Raw genomic sequence first — 15,342 nt, forward strand, 5'->3', positions numbered from 1 at the left:
CAAACAGGGAATTCGAACCCGTCGTGAAATCCTGCAGGCGCGTGCCGACGGCCAGCACCACGTCGGCCTGCGCCGCCAGCGCGTTGGCGGCGGGCGAACCGGTGACGCCGATGGCGCCCAGCTGCAGCGCATGGTCCCACGGCAAGCTGCTCTTGCCCGCCTGGGTTTCCGCCACGGGGATGCCGTGGCGCTCGGCGAAGGCCCGCAGCGCGGCGCCAGCCTTGCCGTACAGCACGCCGCCGCCGGCGACGATCAGCGGCTGTTTCGCCTCTTTCAACAGTGCTGCCGCCTCTTCCAGTTCCTGTTCGACGGGCGGCACGGCGCGGAAACGCACGGTGCGCGGCGTAAAGAACTCTTCCGGATAGTCATACGCCATCGTCTGCACGTCTTGCGGCAGCGACAAGGTGACGGGACCGCAAGCGGCCGGGTCCGTCAAGGCGGCAATGGCGCGCGGCAAGGCGGTCAGCAACTGTTCCGGATAGACGATGCGGTCGAAATAGCGTGATAAAGGTTTAAAAGCGTCATTCACCGAGACGCTGCCGTCGCCGGTGTCTTCCAGCTGCTGCAACACCGGGTCCGGCGCGCGCGAGACGAAGACGTCGCCGGGCAACAAGAGCACGGGCAGGCGATTCACGTGCGCCAGCGCGGCGGCCGTCAGCAAATTGGTGGCGCCGGGGCCGATGGAACTGGTGACGGCCAGCATGCGCCGGCGCATGTGGGCTTTCGCGTAGGCAATGGCCGAGTGCGCCATCGCCTGTTCGTTGTGCGCGCGGTAGGTGGGAAAGGATTCCCGGTACTGGTACAGCGCCTCGCCCAGGCCGGCCACGTTGCCGTGGCCAAAGATGGCGAAGGCGCCGCCGAACAAAGGCTGGCCGTCCTCGGTATGCAATACCGACAGATAGCGTACCAGCGCCTGGGCCATGGTCAAGCGGATCGTCGTCTTCATGCGGCACGCTCCATGCGGTTGCGCGTGCGCTGCCACAGGGAAATCAGCTGTTCGAAGTTGGCGCGCACGGCAGCGATCAGGGCCGCATCGTCCAGCTCGCCAGCCAGCCAGCGGCGGCTCGGTTCCTGGAAGATGGTGCGGCCCACCATGAAGCCGCGGCAGGTGCTGCTGGCACTGGCTTGCTCGAAACTGTCGGCCAGGGCAGCAATCGGCGCGTTCAGGCCAAGTAATACGACGCCACGGCAATACGGATCGCGCTCGTGCACGAGGGCATCGATCTCTTGCCATTGCTTGGCCGACATGCTTTCCAGCTTCCACCATTCCGGGTAAATGCCCAGGTTGTACAGGCGCTTGACGGCGCGCAAGACGGTGTCTTCACTTTGCGGCAAGGCATCCGACGGTATGACTTCCAGCAACAGTTCGTGACCGCTCACTTGCGCCGCGTCGTACAGGGCCTTGATCTGCGCTTCCTGTTCCAATCGGTTTTCCACGGCGTCGTCCGGATGCAGCTGCACCAGGCACTTGATCACGTGTTCCTTGGGCCAGCTGAGCAGGTGCGAGCCGATGGAACGGCCCCAGTCGAACTGCAGCGGATTCGAGCCCGGCAATTCCACGGGACGGCCTATCCACCAGCCGCGTCCCGTCGCGTCGTTGAGCGCATCGACGCCATAGCGGCCATCGATCAGCACGCCCGTCTTGCCGGCCAGATGCAAGGCCGTTTCCGTCTGCGCCACGGCTTGCACCATCAATTGCTTCAAGGCCGCAATGGCCGCTTCGGGCGCGCCAGTCTGTTGCGCCAGCTCAAAGAATTGCGTGCGGTGATCGAAGGCAAACACGCACAGCTCGTCCCACTGCTTGCGCGCCACCGTCGTGCGGTGCAAGCGGGACAAGGTGGCGTCCTGGTCCGGCTGCGTCAGTTTGGCCGCGTTGGCCAGGAAATAGTCGAGCTCGACGGGCGACGGCATGGCCGGCGCGCAACCATGGCGCGACACGACGAGGGCGCCGCAGCCATTCGCGTAGCGGCAGCACGCTTCGTAATCCTCGCCGCGCAGCCAGCCCTTCAAAAAGCCCGAGAGAAACGCGTCGCCCGCACCCAGCACGTTCAGCACTTCCACGCGCACGCCACGGTAGTTATACGCATCGTCGAGACTGGCCGGCACCACATTGTCGATGACGGCGCTGCCCAGCGGACCCCGCTTGACGACCAGGGTCGCCAGGGTAGCGGCCCGCACGGCACGCAAGCTGGCCATGATGTCCGCGCCGCCGCCGGCGATCATGAATTCCTCTTCCGTACCGACGATCAGGTCGAACTGCGGCAGGATGCTTTGCAGATGTTTTGTCACACCTTCGTTCGAGACGAAACGCGTTTCGCCATCGGCCTTGCCCGACAAGCCCCACAGCACGGGCCGGTAGTCGATGTCGAGCACGGTGCGCACGTTGTTGGCGCGGGCCAGTTGCAAGGCCTGCGTGCTGACGGCGTGCATGGCGCTAGTCGAGAAATGCGTGCCGGTGATCAAGAGTGCTTTGCTGGAAGCGATAAAGGCGGCGTCGACGCTGGACGCTTCGATGGCCATGTCGGCGCAATTTTCACGGTAAAAAATCAGGGGGAAGGTGTTTTTATCCTTGATGCCCAGCATCACCAAGGCCGTGAGGCGCTCGCGGTCGATGCCGACGTGGCTGACGTCGCAACCCTCCTGCGACAGGGTATCCGTCAAGAAACGGCCCATGTGGTCGTCGCCCACCTTCGACAGCATGGCCGACTTCAAGCCCAGGCGGGCCGTGCCGAAGGCGATGTTCGCCGACGAGCCGCCCAGGTACTTGGCGAAACTGGTGGCGTCTTCCAGGGTGCTGCCGATCTGCTGCGCGTACAGATCCACCGCCAGGCGGCCCAGGCAGATCACGTCCAGCGCGCGGCCCTGGGCAAATTGTGTGGAATTATTCATGGCTATCCTTAAATCGTGACACCGTCGAGTTCACTCATCAGCGTTTGCATTTCCGCACCGCCCGCCATCATGTCGAGTACTTCATCCTTGGAAACGGTTTCCTTGGTGTAAGTGCCCAGCGACTTGCCCCGGTTCAAGAGGGTGAACGAGTCGCCCACGGGGTAGGCGTGGTGCACGTTGTGGGTAATAAAGATCACGGACAAGCCCCGTTCGCGCGCCTTGTAGATCAGTTTCAACACATTGAACGATTGTTTCACGCCCAGGGCCGCCGTCGGCTCGTCGAGAATCAGCACGCGCGCGCCGAAGTGGATGGCGCGGGCGATGGCCAGGCATTGCCGCTCGCCGCCCGACATGGTGCCCACGGCTTGGTGCGGATCGCGCACCATGATGCCCATTTCGGCCAGCTTGTCGCGCGCCGTGGTGGCCGCGTATTCCATATCCATCACGGGCAGCACGCCAAACATTTTACGGATCGGTTCACGGCCCATGAAGAAATTGCGCGCCACGGACAGCAAGGGCACCAGCGCCAGATCCTGGTAGACGGTGGCCACGCCCAGGTCGAGCGCTTCCTTCGGCGAATTGAAACTGACGGGCTGGCCATCGACCAGATACTCGCCGCTGGTGGGCCGGTGCACGCCGGCCAGGGTCTTGATCAGGGTCGACTTGCCGGCGCCGTTGTCACCGAGCAGGCAATGCACTTCGCCCGGCTTCAGGCGCAGGGTGACGTTTTGCAGGGCGATGACGGAGCCGAAACGTTTGCTGATGTTTTCCAGCGCAAGGATGTATTCGCTCATGGCTTATCTCGCTTCCGTGACACGCGCACGGACAAAGTTATTGAACAGTACCGCGATCAGCAGCATGACGCCGAGGAAGACGCGGAACCAGTCCGAATTGATATTGGTATAAGTAATGCCGATCTGCACCACGCCAAAGATCAGCGCGCCGAAGCAGGCGCCGACGACGGAACCATAGCCGCCCGTCAGCAAGGCGCCGCCGATGACGGCCGCGATGATGGCTTCGAATTCCTTTTGCATGCCGCGGTCGGCGGCGGCCGAGCCCACGTCAAATACTTGCAGCGTGGCAAACAGACAGGCGCAGAACGCCGTGAAGACAAACAGCGATACCTTGATGGTTTTCACGGGCACGCCCACGTTCTTGGCCGCGTTGGCGTCGCCGCCGACGGCGAAGATCCAGTTGCCGATGCGGGTGCGGGCCAGGACGAAGCCGGATACCAGCGCCAGGCCGGCCCACCAGACGATGACCTTGGGGATGCCCTTGACCAATGGCGCGCCATTGTCGAGCGCCGTGATCCAGCCCGCCTTGGCCATCCAGGCGAACAGCGAGGTGCCCACTTCGCCATGGAACAGGGTCATGGCCAGCCAGTCGTCGGCGGCCAGCGCGCCGATGCCGCTGACGATGGTGCGGTTGGCAAACATGATGGACAGGGCCAGGGTCAGGCCGCGCAGGATGAACAGGAAGGCCAGGGTGACGATAAACGAAGGCAGGCGCGTCTTGATGACCAGGTAGCCGTTGAGCCAGCCCAGCGCCATCGAACCGGCGAAGGCGAACAGGATGGCGGCCCACACGGGCCAGTGAAAGTAGACGGAAGGAATGGCGATCATCATGCCGGCAAAGCCGATCATGGAGCCGATCGACAGGTCGAATTCGCCGGCGATCATCAATACGCAGGCACCGATGGCGATGATGCCCAGGTAGGCGGCCACTTGCGCCCAGTTGATCACGCCATCGAGGTTGAACATGCCGGAATCGCCGGCCGTCAGGATAAAGAAGGCGAACACCAGGATGGCGCCCGAGATCGAGGCGAATTCCGGGCGGCTGAACAGCCGCTTGAGCCAGCTGACCTGCCCCACGCGCTCATCAAAGCCCTGCTTTTGCGGCGGCGTGCCCGAGGCGGCCATGCCACCCTGCTCCACGCTTAATTTCACGGTACTCATGCTATGTCTCCCTTGTTTTATAGCAACCTACCAGCCTCGACAACAATTCCAGGGCGGCAGGACCCGCGCGCCGGCAAGCTAGGCCTGCGCGCGGGGACAACGACTAAGGTCTTGATTGAACTGAAAAGCGGGTGCTTAACGGAACTGGCCGGCGTATTTCTCCACCTTGCCGATATTGTCCTTGGTGACATACCCAGGGCCGGAACCGATATGGCGCGGGCCATACGATGGTGCCAGGCCATACTCGGCCAGGCGCGCCTTGAACTTGGCGTTATTGATCAGCTTTTCGCGTACCTTGGCCAGGTCCGTCGTCTTGTCCTGCTTCATGATGGCCAGCACGGCAACAGGGATATAGCCTTGCAGGTAGGGTTGCTGGTCGATGGCGAACTGGATGCTGCCATCCTTGATGCCTTTCGAGATTTCATCGGACAGGTCGAACGTGGCGAACCACATCTTGCCCTTCAAGCCCATTTTTTCCAGCGCCTTCAGCGAGGCGTGGGCCGAGGTGGGGCCCAGCGCCAGCACGGCCTGGGTTTTCGGGTTGTTGCGCAGGTAGGCGCTCAACTTGCTTTCGATGGTGGTCGGATCTTCGCCCGCATCCAGCGTGGCGGCCTTGAAATCGACGCCGATGGCCTCGGCAAAGCCGCGGCAACGCTCGAACGACGATGGGTTCGTCGCGTAATGGTTCACGCAGACGAAGGACTTGATGCCGGCCGCCTTGGCTTTTTCGCCGGCGCCCTTGCCTGCCTCGTATTCAGGCTGGCCCACGTGCATCACGGCGCCCAACTGCTCGCTTTGCGCCAGGGTGCCGGAATTGATCGTGACAAATGGAATCTTCTTGGCAGCAACGAGGCCCAGCGGCTTTTGCAGCACGCTGAAGTCGGCGATGCTGACGATCACGCCGTCGTAATTGCGGGCCGCCGATTGCTCGACCAGGCGCGCCATGTCGGCCAGGTCGCCATTCGGCGGATTGCGGTAGTCGACGGTGACATTGAAGTCTTCGCCTGCTTGCTTGACGGAATTTTTGATCGTATTCCACCAGGAATCGGAATCAGGCGCATGGCTGATCAGCACGAATTTCTCGCCTGCCGCGTGGCTGGCGCTCATGCCCAGACCCAGTCCCAGGCCGAGGCCCAGCATGGCCAGGCTCTTCAGAAATCCCTTACGCTTATTGCTTTGCATGAATGTCTCCTTGAAGGATTAATTTTTATAGTTGCCAGCTTTTGTCGCGTGTCAGCGGGGAGCCGGAAAACCGGCAAGACCCGATGCACTGCGCACAGCTTAGGCCACAAAAAAGACAAATGCAATAAAATTTTCAAAAACAATTTAAATAGAAATTCATTTCTATTTTTGAGATTCCCTCCTATAATTCTCGCCAGAACCAGCCGCGGCGCGCATTGATACGCCGGCGCGGCCCAGCAAGTACACCAAGGAGTAACCATGGCAGCCACCGCCCCCATCGAACAGCTGATGCAGCACATTGCCGCCGAGTACGACAATCTGTCGCGCCAGCTGAAAGTCATCGCGCAATACATCGAAAAGCACCGGGCCAGCCTGATGCTCGAACGCATCAGCGACATCGCCGCCGCCTGCGACGTGCAGCCGTCGGCCATCGTGCGCTTCGCGCAGCGCTTCGGCTATACGGGCTTTTCTGAAATGCAGGACGTGTTCCGCCAGGCGTACACGGACCAGGCCGGCGCCACGCCCGACTACCAGCAGCGCATCCGCAAGCTCATCTCCACGCGCGACGCCGCCCTCAGCGCAGGCGATCTGACACGCGAATTCGTCGGCGCCAGCCGCGCCGGTCTCGACGACCTGGCGGCCGGACTCGACGACGCGCAGCTGGAAGCGGCCGTCAACCTGCTGTTGAAAGCGGAAAACATTTATGTGATCGGCGTGCGCCGGTCCTTTCCGATCGCCTCCTACATCGCCTACGCGCTCGAGCACACGGACAAGCGCGTGCACCTGATTAGCGGACTGGGCGGCATGCACCGCGAACAGATGCGCAGCGTGCGCGAACGCGATGTGGCGATCGCCATCAGTTTCTCGCCTTACGGCAAGGAAACCCAGCAGTGCATCAAGGCGGCGCAGGACAAGGGTGCCAAGGTCCTCGTGATTACCGACAGCAAGCTGGCGCCGCTCGCGCGGGCCGCCGACGCGCTGCTCACCGTCACCGAGGGCAGCGCCTTCGCCTTCCGCTCGCTGACCAGCACCATCTGCCTGTGTCAGGCGCTGTTCATCGCGCTGGCATACAAATTAGAGCTCGACATCGAAGAAATCCACACCCCAGGAGAACATGATGATTGAAGTAGCGTTGTTCGGCGCCGGACGCATCGGCAAAATCCACGCGGCCAACCTGGCCGCCCAACCCGGCGTGCAGTTCAAGTACGTGGTCGACGTCAACCAGGAAGCGGCCGCCACGCTGGCCGGCCTGCATGGCGGCAGCAGCACCACGGTGGACGCGGCGCTGGCAGACCCGGCCATCAAGGCCGTCGTCATCGCCTCCAGCACGGACACGCACGCGGACCTGATCCTGCGCTCGGCCGCCGCCGGCAAGGCCATCTTTTGCGAAAAACCCGTCGACCTGACCCTCGACCGGGCGCGCGCCTGCGCCGCCGCCGTCAAGGAAGCCAAGGTGCTGTGCATGCTGGGTTTCCAGCGCCGCTACGATCCCACTTTCAATGCCGTCAAGACACGCATCGCGGCGGGCGAGATCGGCACGCCGGAGTTGCTGGTCGTCACCAGCCGCGATCCCGGCCCGCCACCGGTCGGCTACATCAAGGTCTCGGGCGGCATCTTCAAGGATATGCTGATCCACGATTTCGACATCTTCCGCTGGATACTCGACGATGAAGCCGTCAGCGTGCACGCCACGGGCAGCTGCCTGGTCGATCCCGCCATCGGCGAAGCGGGCGACTTGGACACGGCCGTCGTCACCATCCGCACGGCCAAGGGACGCTTGTGCCAGATCAATGCCTCGCGCCGCGCCGCCTACGGCTACGACCAGCGCTTCGAAGTGCTGGGCAGCGCCGGCATGCTGCAGGCGGGCAACCACAAGCCGACGGAAGTGACGGCCTATGGCGCCGTCAATGTCAGTGTGGACAAGCCGGAAGATTTCTTCCTGGAACGCTACCGCGTGGCGTATGCGCAGGAAATGGCGCACTTCTTTGACGCCCTCACCCGCGGCACGCCGCTGCGCACCACCGTGCACGATGGCTTGAAGGCACTGGAACTGGCCGAAGCGGCCACCTTGTCGTGGCGCGAACAGCGCGTGGTCACTTTATAAACCAATAATAAAAATATCTGGAGACACCATGTCATCCCCAACATTAAAAGTCGGCATCGTCGGCCTGGGCCGGCTGGGCCAGCGCCACGCCATCAACCTGGCGCAGCGCGTGCCGAATGCGCAAGTCGTCGCCGCCTGCAGTCCCGTGCCGGCCGAACTGGACTGGGCCGCCAGCACGCTCGGCATCACCAACGGTTATGCGGATTACGACGCCCTGCTGGCCCACCCGGACCTGGACGCCGTCTTCCTCGTCACGCCCACCTCGCTGCATGCGGACCAGATCATTGCCGCCCTGCGCGCCGGCAAGCACGTGTTTTGCGAAAAACCGCTGTCACTGGACCTGGCCGACTGTCTGAAGGTGGAAGCGGAAGCGGCGCGCCACCCGCAACTGACCATCATGATCGGCTTCGTGCGGCGTTTCGATGCCAGCTACCATGACGCGCAGCAAAAGATCGCCCAGGGCCTGATCGGCAAGCCGTATCTGGTGCGTTCGCAAACCTGCGACCAGAACGACCCCAGCGGCGCCTTCATGCGTTTCGCCCCCACCAGCGGCGGCATCTTCCTCGATTGCAGCGTGCACGATATCGACCTGGCGCGCTGGCTGCTGGGCAATCCCGTGCCCAAACGCGTGTATGCGAGCGGCACCAACGCCATCCACACGGGCTTGCAGGCGTTCGGCGACGTCGACAACGGCTTGGCGACGGTCGAGTTTGCCGATGGCAGCATGGCCAGCTTCATGGCCTCGCGCACCATGGCGCATGGCCATGAAACCCTGACGGAAGTGTTCGGCACGGGAGGCCGCCTGGCCGTGGGCAGCAATCCGCGCCTGAACCGGGTGGAAATTTCGGATGCGCATGGCGTGCGCAATGAATGCACGCCGGACTTCTATGCCCGCTTCGCCGACGCCTTCCTGATCGAGGCGCAGGAGTTCACGGATGCGGCGCTGGGCCGGCGCACCTTGTCATTGACCTTGCATGACGCGACGGAAGCGACGCGTATCGGCCTGGCCATGACGCAAGCGATGCGCGAAGCACGGCCGGTGGAGTTCTAGGGCGCCGCTGGACTCAGGCGGCCGGCGCAGGAAATGGACGTTCGGGCTGCCTGGGTTCCACGGCCAGCCGCAAGCCCATGGCATCGAGGATGGCCGTCAAGGTGCTCAAGGAGGGATTGCCCTCGGGCGACAGGGTGCGGTACAGCTGCGTGGGATTGAGCCTGGCCGCTTGCGCCACGGCCGGCACGCCGCCGAACGCGCGCGTCAGCTGGCGCAGCACGGCCAGCAGTTCGCCATGGTCGCCGTCGGCAAGGATATTGTTGATCAATTCCAGGGCGAAGGCGGGGTCGTCGCGGTACAGCTCAGCCATCGCCTCATCATGCGAGCGGTCTCTCGGTGGTTTGCGGATGTCCTCGCTCATGTCCTCTCTCCTTCCAGTCGTGCCAGCAGGCACAGGCGTATTCGATATCTTTCGGCTGCGTGCGTTTGTCGCCACCGCACAATAATAAAATGATCTGCCCGTCAGCAATCGCATAATAGATGCGGTAGCCAGGCCCCACATCGATGCGCAACTCCCACACGCCGTCATGACAAAACTTGTGGTCGCCAAAGTTGCCGGCAATCATACGCAGCACGCGGCGCACGATGGCCACCCTGGCCGTGTTGTCGCGCTGGCGCTTCAGCCATTCCGTATACAAATCCCTGCCCGATGACGTCAGGTAATGGCGGATCTCGTACATCATATTCGTCCATAAACGAAGAAAAATCAAGAGGAAAATCGCGCTGATACGTAAAAGGAGGACCACGCCATCTTGCTACCAAAGCCGCACCCGCAGGCCGCGAATGCAGAGGTCACTGATGTACATCAAGATGCGTTTCCCCAGTTGCTGTAGATAAATGATGTGACGCGTACACGCCTCACGCGCGTCCGATTGCGCTATACAATAAGCGCTGCCCAACCGTGAAAGACCCTGCCGCCATGAGCAACAACGACAGCCACTCCCCTTCCCTCGCCGGCGTGGCCGAACGCTACGTCAAGCTGGTCCTGGCCATGGGGCAGCACGACGCCTCGTATGTCGACGCGTATTACGGCCCGCCCGCATGGCAGCAGGAAGCGGTGGAACAGCAATTGAGTTTGAGCGACATCAAGGCCGCGACAGACAAGGCGCTGGCCCTGCTGGCCGATGACGCATCCTTGCGCGCCCTCAACCTGCGCAAGCAGCTGCAAGCCGTGCTGGCCAAGGCGGAGATGCTGCAAGGCACACGCCTCGATTTCGATACCGAAAGCGCGCGCCTGTACGATGCCGTCGCGCCCCATCACGGCCGTGCATACTATGAAGCACTGGTGGCGGCCATCGACTCCCTGCTGCCCGGCGACGGCACGGTCAGCGAACGCGTGAATGCCTTGCGCGCGCAACTCGCCATTCCCGCCGACAAGCTGCGCGCCGTCATGGACGCGGCCATCCGCGCGGGCCGCGAGCGCACCTTGCAGTACATCGCCCTGCCCGAAGGCGAGGATTTCGTGCTGGAATTTGTCACCGACAAGCCGTGGAGCGGCTACAACTGGTACAAGGGCAACTACCAGAGCGTGATCCAGATCAATACGGACTTGCCCGTGTACATCGATCGTGCCGTCGACCTGGGCTGCCATGAAGCGTATCCGGGCCACCACGTGTACAACGTGCTGCTTGAGCGCGACCTGGTGCGCGGCAAGGGCTGGATGGAATACTGCATCTATCCGCTGTACTCGCCGCAATCCTTGATCGCCGAAGGCACGGCCAATTACGGCATCGAACTGAGTTTCACGGAGGCAGAGCGGCTGGCGTTCGAGCAGCAGGTGCTGTACCCGCTGGCCGGCCTGGACCCAGCGCTGGCGCCCCGCTATGCGCAACTGAACGCGCTGCTGGCCAAGCTCGGCTATGCCGACAACGACATCGCGCGCCAGTACCTCGAAGGCAGCCTGAGCCGCGAAGAAGCGCTGGAATGGCTGGTCAACGTGCGCCTGTATCCGGCCGAGAAATCCGCGCAGCGCCTGCAGTTCTACGACGCCATGGGCGCGTACGTCATCAATTACAACCTGGGCCAGGACATGGCGAAAGCCTATGTCGAGCGCCAGGGCGCGACGCGCGCCGCACACTGGGCCGCCTTCCGCGAGCTAATGTCGTCGCCGCGCGTGCCCAGCGCCCTGCTGGAATGACGCGCCAGCGTTAAAGGAGAGCAAGATGCCACGCCACGTCACGCACACTGCCGGCGCCCTGCTGCTGGCCCTGTCCTTCAGCCATGCGGCGTGGGCCAGGGAGCCGGTCCTCAGCGCGCGCCAGCAGGCGCTGATGGCGACCGTCGTCGGCAGCGCCGCCCATCCGCGCATCCTGCAGGTGCGCCTCGATGAACTGCATCCGACCCAGCCGGCCATCGGCTACGATCAGGTGTATTACAAGCTGGGACGCTATGCGGCCGAAGAAAAGCACATCGCCGACATCGCCAAGCCGAAAAAATTCGCCGACCTGTGCGAAGCCAATGGCCAGGGCGATGTCTTGCCTGGCACGGCCAATGTGGCCGGCGCCACCCTGGCCGCGCCGCCGGCCGGCTACCGCTGCAAGGCGGCCGTGGGCAGCCGTCCCGACGACATGAAGACTGTCGTCATCGGCCCGCGCGGCATCGTCTACCTGACCGATGGACACCACACGTTTTCCAGCTTTTGGGATGCCGATGGCGGGCGCAATCATCAATTGCAGGTGTGGGTCAAGGTCAGCGACAATCTCAGCGCGCTGGACGAAGCGGCGTTCTGGACGCGCATGCGCGAGGAAAACAAGGTCTGGCTGAAAAACGGCGGGAACCAGGCCATCACGCCGCGGCAACTGCCATCCGCCATCGGCCTGACATCGCTGGGTGACGACCCCTACCGCTCGCTCGTCTATTTTACGCGCGGGATCGGCTATGACGCGCCCGCCAACGCCACGGAATTTCTTGAGTTTTACTGGGCCGGCTGGCTGCGCGGCAAACCCGAGGTTGACCTGTCCCGCGTCGATCGCCTCGACCGCGCCAGCTATCTGGCCGCCATCGAAGCCGCCGCGCGCGCGATGGCGGCCCTGCAGCCCGGCGACATCGTCAGCGGCGGCAAGACGGCGCAAGCGCTGGGCTGGACGGGCGTCTTCAGCCAGGCGGCGCTGGACGACCTGGCCACGCCGATGGGCAAGCTCGGCTACGCCATCGCGTACAGGAAAGCGCTGGCAAAATAAGCACAGTAAGCACGGCATAAACAACAACGGCCCGCCTGTCAGCTGACAGGCGGGCCGTTATCTAGTGCAGGTGTCGCTTACGCGATGCGTTCGCCATTCTCCGGATCGAACAGGGCCGCTTTCGACAGGTTGAACGACAGCTGCATGGTCTGCCCCGGCAGCACGGCTTCGCGCGGGTGCGTGCGGCAAGTCACTGCCGCACCGTTCAGGCGCGTCGTCAGCAAGGTGTCGGGACCGGTCGGCTCGACCAGGTCGATCAGGCAGCCCAGTTCCTGGCCCACGTCGCCGTGCGCGCTGCTCATGTCCGTGATCTGCTCCGGACGCACGCCCAGAATCACGTCGCGGCCCGCATAGCTGCGCAGCTTGTCGGCCGCGAATGGCAGGGCCAGGCGCATGCTCTTGCCCGCGTTGTCGATGGCGACAAACACCTCATTGCCCTCGATGACAGGCTTGACGGTGATGAAGTTCATCGATGGCGAGCCGATGAAGCCGGCCACGAACAGGTTGGCCGGGTTGTCGTAGATTTCCTGCGGCGTGCCCAGTTGCTGCACCACCCCATCCTTCATGACGGCGATCAGGTCGCCCATGGTCATCGCCTCGATCTGGTCATGCGTGACGTAGACGATGGTGGCCTTCAGGCGCTGGTGCAGCAGCTTGATCTCGGCGCGCATTTCCACGCGCAGCTTGGCGTCCAGGTTCGACAGCGGTTCGTCGAACAGGAACAGCGAGGGCTTGCGCGAGATGGCGCGGCCCATGGCCACGCGCTGACGCTGGCCGCCCGACAATTGCGCCGGACGACGGTCCAGCAAATGCGTGATCTGCAGCGTCTCGGCGACGCGCGAGACGATTTCTTCCTGCTCCGCCTTCGGCACCTTCTTCACGTTCAGGCCAAACGCGATGTTTTCGCGCACCGTCATCGACGGGTACAGCGCGTAGGACTGGAACACCATGGCGATGTCGCGGTCCTTCGGCGGCAGGTCGTTGACCACCTTGCCGTCGATGAGGATTTCGCCGGACGTGACGCTTTCCAGGCCGGCCACCATGTTGAGCAAGGTCGACTTGCCGGAGCCGGAGCCGCCGACGAGGATCAGGAACTGGCCATCCTTGATCTCGATGTCGATGCCTTTCAAGACTTCGACGCCATTCGTGTACACCTTGCGGATGCTGCGTATCGATAAACTGGACATATTCTTTCCTTAACCTTTGACTGCGCCTGCGGTCAGACCGCGCACAAAATAACGGCCTGCGACCAGATAGACCAGCAGGGTCGGCAGCGCGGCAATCACCGCGGCGGCCATGTTGACGTTGTATTCCTTCACGCCCGTGGACGTGTTGACCAGGTTGTTCAAGCCCACCGTGATCGGCTGCGAATCGCCGCTGGCGAAGACGATGCCGAACAGGAAGTCGTTCCAGATCTGCGTGAACTGCCAGATGATGCAGACGACGAAAATCGGACCCGAAATCGGCAGCACGATCTTGCGGAAGATCAGGAAGAAGCCGGCGCCGTCGATGCGCGCCGCCTTGATCAGTTCTTCCGGCACGCCGATATAGTAGTTACGAAAGAACAGGGTCGTGAAGGCCGTGCCGTACACCACGTGCACGAAGACCAGGCCCGTGGTCGTATTGGCCAGGCCGAATTCGCCCAGCAAACGCGCCATCGGCAGGATCACCACCTGGAACGGAATGAAGCACCCCACCAGCAAGGCGGCAAACAGGATTTCCGAACCGCGGAAGCGCCAGTGCGCGAACACATAGCCGTTGAAGGCGCCCAGGAAGGTCGAGATCAGCACGGCGGGAATCACCATCTTGATCGAGTTCCAGAAGAACGGCTGCATGCCGTCGCAGGTGACGCCCGTGCAGGCCGACGACCAGGCCTTGGACCAGGAATCGAACTGCCATACGTGCGGCAGTGCCAGCAGGTTGCCGCTGCGGATCTCGTCGAGCGACTTGAACGACGTCGACAGGGTCACGTACAGGGGCACGATGTAGTACACCGCGAACAGGATCAGCAGCAGGTACAGCACCACCCGTCCCAGGGTGAGCTTGTTGTTACTTGTAGGTGTGTGTGTCATCTCATCGCCTTTGCGCTGCGCGTTTCCAGGTACATCAGCGGCACGAGCACGGCCACGATGGTGGCCAGCATCATCATGGCCGATGCCGAGCCCAGGCCCAGCTGGCCGCGGGTGAAGGAAAACTGGTACATGAAGATGGCCGGCACGGACGACGAATTGCCAGGTCCGCCAGCCGTCAGTGCGATGACCAGGTCGAAGCTCTTGATGGCGATGTGCGCGAGGATCAGCAGCACGCTGAAGAACACGGGACGCATGGCGGGAATCACGATGCGCCAGTAGATCGTCGGCAGCGACGCGCCATCGACTTGCGCCGCCTTGATGATTTCATCATCGATGCCGCGCAGGCCGGCCAGGAACAGCGCCATGACGAAGCCCGACGACTGCCAGACGCCGGCGATCACCACCGTGTAGATGGCCATGTCGGAATTCACCAGCCAGTCGAAGGTGAACGAGGTCCAGCCCCAGTCGTGCATGACCTTTTCCAGGCCCAGGCTGGGATTGAGCATCCATTTCCAGGCCGTGCCGGTGACGATGAAGGACAGCGCCATCGGATACAGGTAGATGGCGCGCAGCGCGCCTTCGGCGCGGATTTTCTGGTCCAGCAGGATGGCCAGGAACAGGCCGATGGCGATGCTGCAACCGATGAACAGGACACCGAAGATGCCGAGGTTCTTGAGCGAGGTCCACCAGCGCTCGTTGTCGAACAGCTCGATGTATTGCACCAGGCCGGCGAACTCGTAGTTCGGCATCAGCCGCGATTCGGTCAGCGACAGCCAACCGGTCAAAAAGATAAAACCATAGACGAATACCAGGCTGGCGATGAGCGTGGGGCCCAACACCATCTGCGGTATCCATCGGTCGAATTGCTTGCGTATGGACATAGGACAGCCGTTGAAGTAGAACTGCGTGT

Annotated in this window: 15 protein-coding genes; 5 read left to right on the forward strand and 10 right to left on the reverse strand. The window is 62.7% G+C overall.

Annotated features, from left to right (window positions below):
- The 5 genes from GCN78_RS14525 to GCN78_RS14545 form a co-directional block, all read right to left on the reverse strand.
- The coding region (locus tag GCN78_RS14525; RefSeq protein ID WP_264372686.1) for a thiamine pyrophosphate-binding protein at positions 1 to 946 on the reverse strand (946 nt) is incomplete at its 3' end.
- Positions 943 to 2,889 carry a bifunctional 5-dehydro-2-deoxygluconokinase/5-dehydro-2-deoxyphosphogluconate aldolase gene (locus tag GCN78_RS14530; protein WP_152252337.1) on the reverse strand — a complete coding sequence of 649 codons (1,947 nt, stop codon included), beginning with the start codon at positions 2,887 to 2,889 and terminating at the stop codon, positions 943 to 945. The genes GCN78_RS14530 and GCN78_RS14525, both read right to left, overlap by 4 nt.
- A gap of 8 nt (positions 2,890 to 2,897) precedes the next feature.
- The gene (locus GCN78_RS14535) at positions 2,898 to 3,683 is read right to left on the reverse strand and encodes an ATP-binding cassette domain-containing protein (protein ID WP_152252338.1); all 786 of its coding nucleotides are present in this window, start codon (positions 3,681 to 3,683) and stop codon (positions 2,898 to 2,900) included.
- Positions 3,684 to 3,686: 3 nt separating this feature from the next.
- The gene (locus tag GCN78_RS14540; protein ID WP_077409079.1) at positions 3,687 to 4,808 is read right to left on the reverse strand and encodes an ABC transporter permease; all 1,122 of its coding nucleotides are present in this window, start codon (positions 4,806 to 4,808) and stop codon (positions 3,687 to 3,689) included.
- A gap of 171 nt (positions 4,809 to 4,979) precedes the next feature.
- Complete coding sequence (locus GCN78_RS14545) at positions 4,980 to 5,984, reverse strand: sugar ABC transporter substrate-binding protein (RefSeq protein ID WP_092802645.1); 1,005 nt, start codon at positions 5,982 to 5,984, stop codon at positions 4,980 to 4,982.
- Positions 5,985 to 6,284: 300 nt separating this feature from the next.
- Between GCN78_RS14545 and GCN78_RS14550 the strand changes: the two genes are divergently transcribed.
- The 3 genes from GCN78_RS14550 to GCN78_RS14560 are packed head-to-tail and all read left to right on the forward strand — an operon-like array spanning position 6,285 to position 9,181.
- Entirely contained in the window at positions 6,285 to 7,151 is an 867-nt protein-coding gene (locus tag GCN78_RS14550) for a MurR/RpiR family transcriptional regulator (protein ID WP_034757651.1), read from the forward strand.
- Positions 7,144 to 8,130, forward strand: a complete 987-nt coding sequence (iolG, locus tag GCN78_RS14555; RefSeq protein ID WP_152252538.1) for an inositol 2-dehydrogenase — start codon at positions 7,144 to 7,146, stop codon at positions 8,128 to 8,130. Before GCN78_RS14550 ends, iolG begins: the two co-directional genes overlap by 8 nt.
- 28 nt (positions 8,131 to 8,158) lie before the next feature.
- Positions 8,159 to 9,181, forward strand: a complete 1,023-nt coding sequence (locus GCN78_RS14560) for a Gfo/Idh/MocA family oxidoreductase (RefSeq protein WP_152252339.1) — start codon at positions 8,159 to 8,161, stop codon at positions 9,179 to 9,181.
- Positions 9,182 to 9,194: 13 nt separating this feature from the next.
- On the opposite strand, the gene GCN78_RS14565 is transcribed toward GCN78_RS14560, so the two are convergent.
- Positions 9,195 to 9,542 carry a helix-turn-helix domain-containing transcriptional regulator gene (locus GCN78_RS14565; protein ID WP_152252340.1) on the reverse strand — a complete coding sequence of 116 codons (348 nt, stop codon included), beginning with the start codon at positions 9,540 to 9,542 and terminating at the stop codon, positions 9,195 to 9,197.
- A complete protein-coding gene (locus GCN78_RS14570) occupies positions 9,499 to 9,927 on the reverse strand; it encodes a type II toxin-antitoxin system RelE/ParE family toxin (RefSeq protein WP_461419039.1) in 429 nt (142 codons plus the stop codon). The genes GCN78_RS14565 and GCN78_RS14570 overlap by 44 nt, the downstream gene beginning before the upstream one ends.
- A gap of 173 nt (positions 9,928 to 10,100) precedes the next feature.
- Between GCN78_RS14570 and GCN78_RS14575 the strand changes: the two genes are divergently transcribed.
- A complete protein-coding gene (locus GCN78_RS14575) occupies positions 10,101 to 11,318 on the forward strand; it encodes a hypothetical protein (protein ID WP_152252341.1) in 1,218 nt (405 codons plus the stop codon).
- A gap of 25 nt (positions 11,319 to 11,343) precedes the next feature.
- Positions 11,344 to 12,360, forward strand: a complete 1,017-nt coding sequence (locus tag GCN78_RS14580; RefSeq protein WP_152252342.1) for a ParB/Srx family N-terminal domain-containing protein — start codon at positions 11,344 to 11,346, stop codon at positions 12,358 to 12,360.
- 77 nt (positions 12,361 to 12,437) lie between these two features.
- Here GCN78_RS14580 and GCN78_RS14585 read toward each other — a convergent pair whose 3' ends face one another.
- From GCN78_RS14585 to GCN78_RS14595, 3 genes are read right to left on the reverse strand one after another with little or no spacing between them, the layout of a single operon-like run.
- Positions 12,438 to 13,547, reverse strand: a complete 1,110-nt coding sequence (locus GCN78_RS14585; protein ID WP_152252343.1) for an ABC transporter ATP-binding protein — start codon at positions 13,545 to 13,547, stop codon at positions 12,438 to 12,440.
- Positions 13,548 to 13,556: 9 nt separating this feature from the next.
- Entirely contained in the window at positions 13,557 to 14,432 is an 876-nt protein-coding gene (locus tag GCN78_RS14590; protein WP_152252344.1) for a carbohydrate ABC transporter permease, read from the reverse strand.
- Positions 14,429 to 15,313, reverse strand: coding sequence for a carbohydrate ABC transporter permease (locus GCN78_RS14595; protein ID WP_086140640.1), 885 nt, complete (start codon positions 15,311 to 15,313; stop codon positions 14,429 to 14,431). The genes GCN78_RS14590 and GCN78_RS14595 overlap by 4 nt, the downstream gene beginning before the upstream one ends.
- Positions 15,314 to 15,342 lie beyond the last annotated feature (29 nt).

The organism is Janthinobacterium rivuli, assembly GCF_009208735.1.
Lineage (GTDB): Bacteria > Pseudomonadota > Gammaproteobacteria > Burkholderiales > Burkholderiaceae_D > Janthinobacterium.

What these genes read in the sequence shown, in the direction of transcription:
- GCN78_RS14530 (WP_152252337.1), bottom strand. Translation starts at nt 2,889, where the DNA reads ATGAATAATTCCACACAATTTGCCCAGGGCCGCGCGCTGGACGTGATC.
- GCN78_RS14535 (WP_152252338.1), bottom strand. Translation starts at nt 3,683, where the DNA reads ATGAGCGAATACATCCTTGCGCTGGAAAACATCAGCAAACGTTTCGGC.
- GCN78_RS14540 (WP_077409079.1), bottom strand. Translation starts at nt 4,808, where the DNA reads ATGGCCGCCTCGGGCACGCCGCCGCAAAAGCAGGGCTTTGATGAGCGC.
- GCN78_RS14545 (WP_092802645.1), bottom strand. Translation starts at nt 5,984, where the DNA reads ATGCTGGGCCTCGGCCTGGGACTGGGTCTGGGCATGAGCGCCAGCCAC.
- GCN78_RS14550 (WP_034757651.1), top strand. Translation starts at nt 6,285, where the DNA reads ATGGCAGCCACCGCCCCCATCGAACAGCTGATGCAGCACATTGCCGCC.
- iolG (WP_152252538.1), top strand. Translation starts at nt 7,144, where the DNA reads ATGATTGAAGTAGCGTTGTTCGGCGCCGGACGCATCGGCAAAATCCAC.
- GCN78_RS14560 (WP_152252339.1), top strand. Translation starts at nt 8,159, where the DNA reads ATGTCATCCCCAACATTAAAAGTCGGCATCGTCGGCCTGGGCCGGCTG.
- GCN78_RS14565 (WP_152252340.1), bottom strand. Translation starts at nt 9,542, where the DNA reads ATGAGCGAGGACATCCGCAAACCACCGAGAGACCGCTCGCATGATGAG.
- GCN78_RS14575 (WP_152252341.1), top strand. Translation starts at nt 10,101, where the DNA reads ATGAGCAACAACGACAGCCACTCCCCTTCCCTCGCCGGCGTGGCCGAA.
- GCN78_RS14580 (WP_152252342.1), top strand. Translation starts at nt 11,344, where the DNA reads ATGCCACGCCACGTCACGCACACTGCCGGCGCCCTGCTGCTGGCCCTG.
- GCN78_RS14585 (WP_152252343.1), bottom strand. Translation starts at nt 13,547, where the DNA reads ATGTCCAGTTTATCGATACGCAGCATCCGCAAGGTGTACACGAATGGC.
- GCN78_RS14590 (WP_152252344.1), bottom strand. Translation starts at nt 14,432, where the DNA reads ATGACACACACACCTACAAGTAACAACAAGCTCACCCTGGGACGGGTG.
- GCN78_RS14595 (WP_086140640.1), bottom strand. Translation starts at nt 15,313, where the DNA reads ATGTCCATACGCAAGCAATTCGACCGATGGATACCGCAGATGGTGTTG.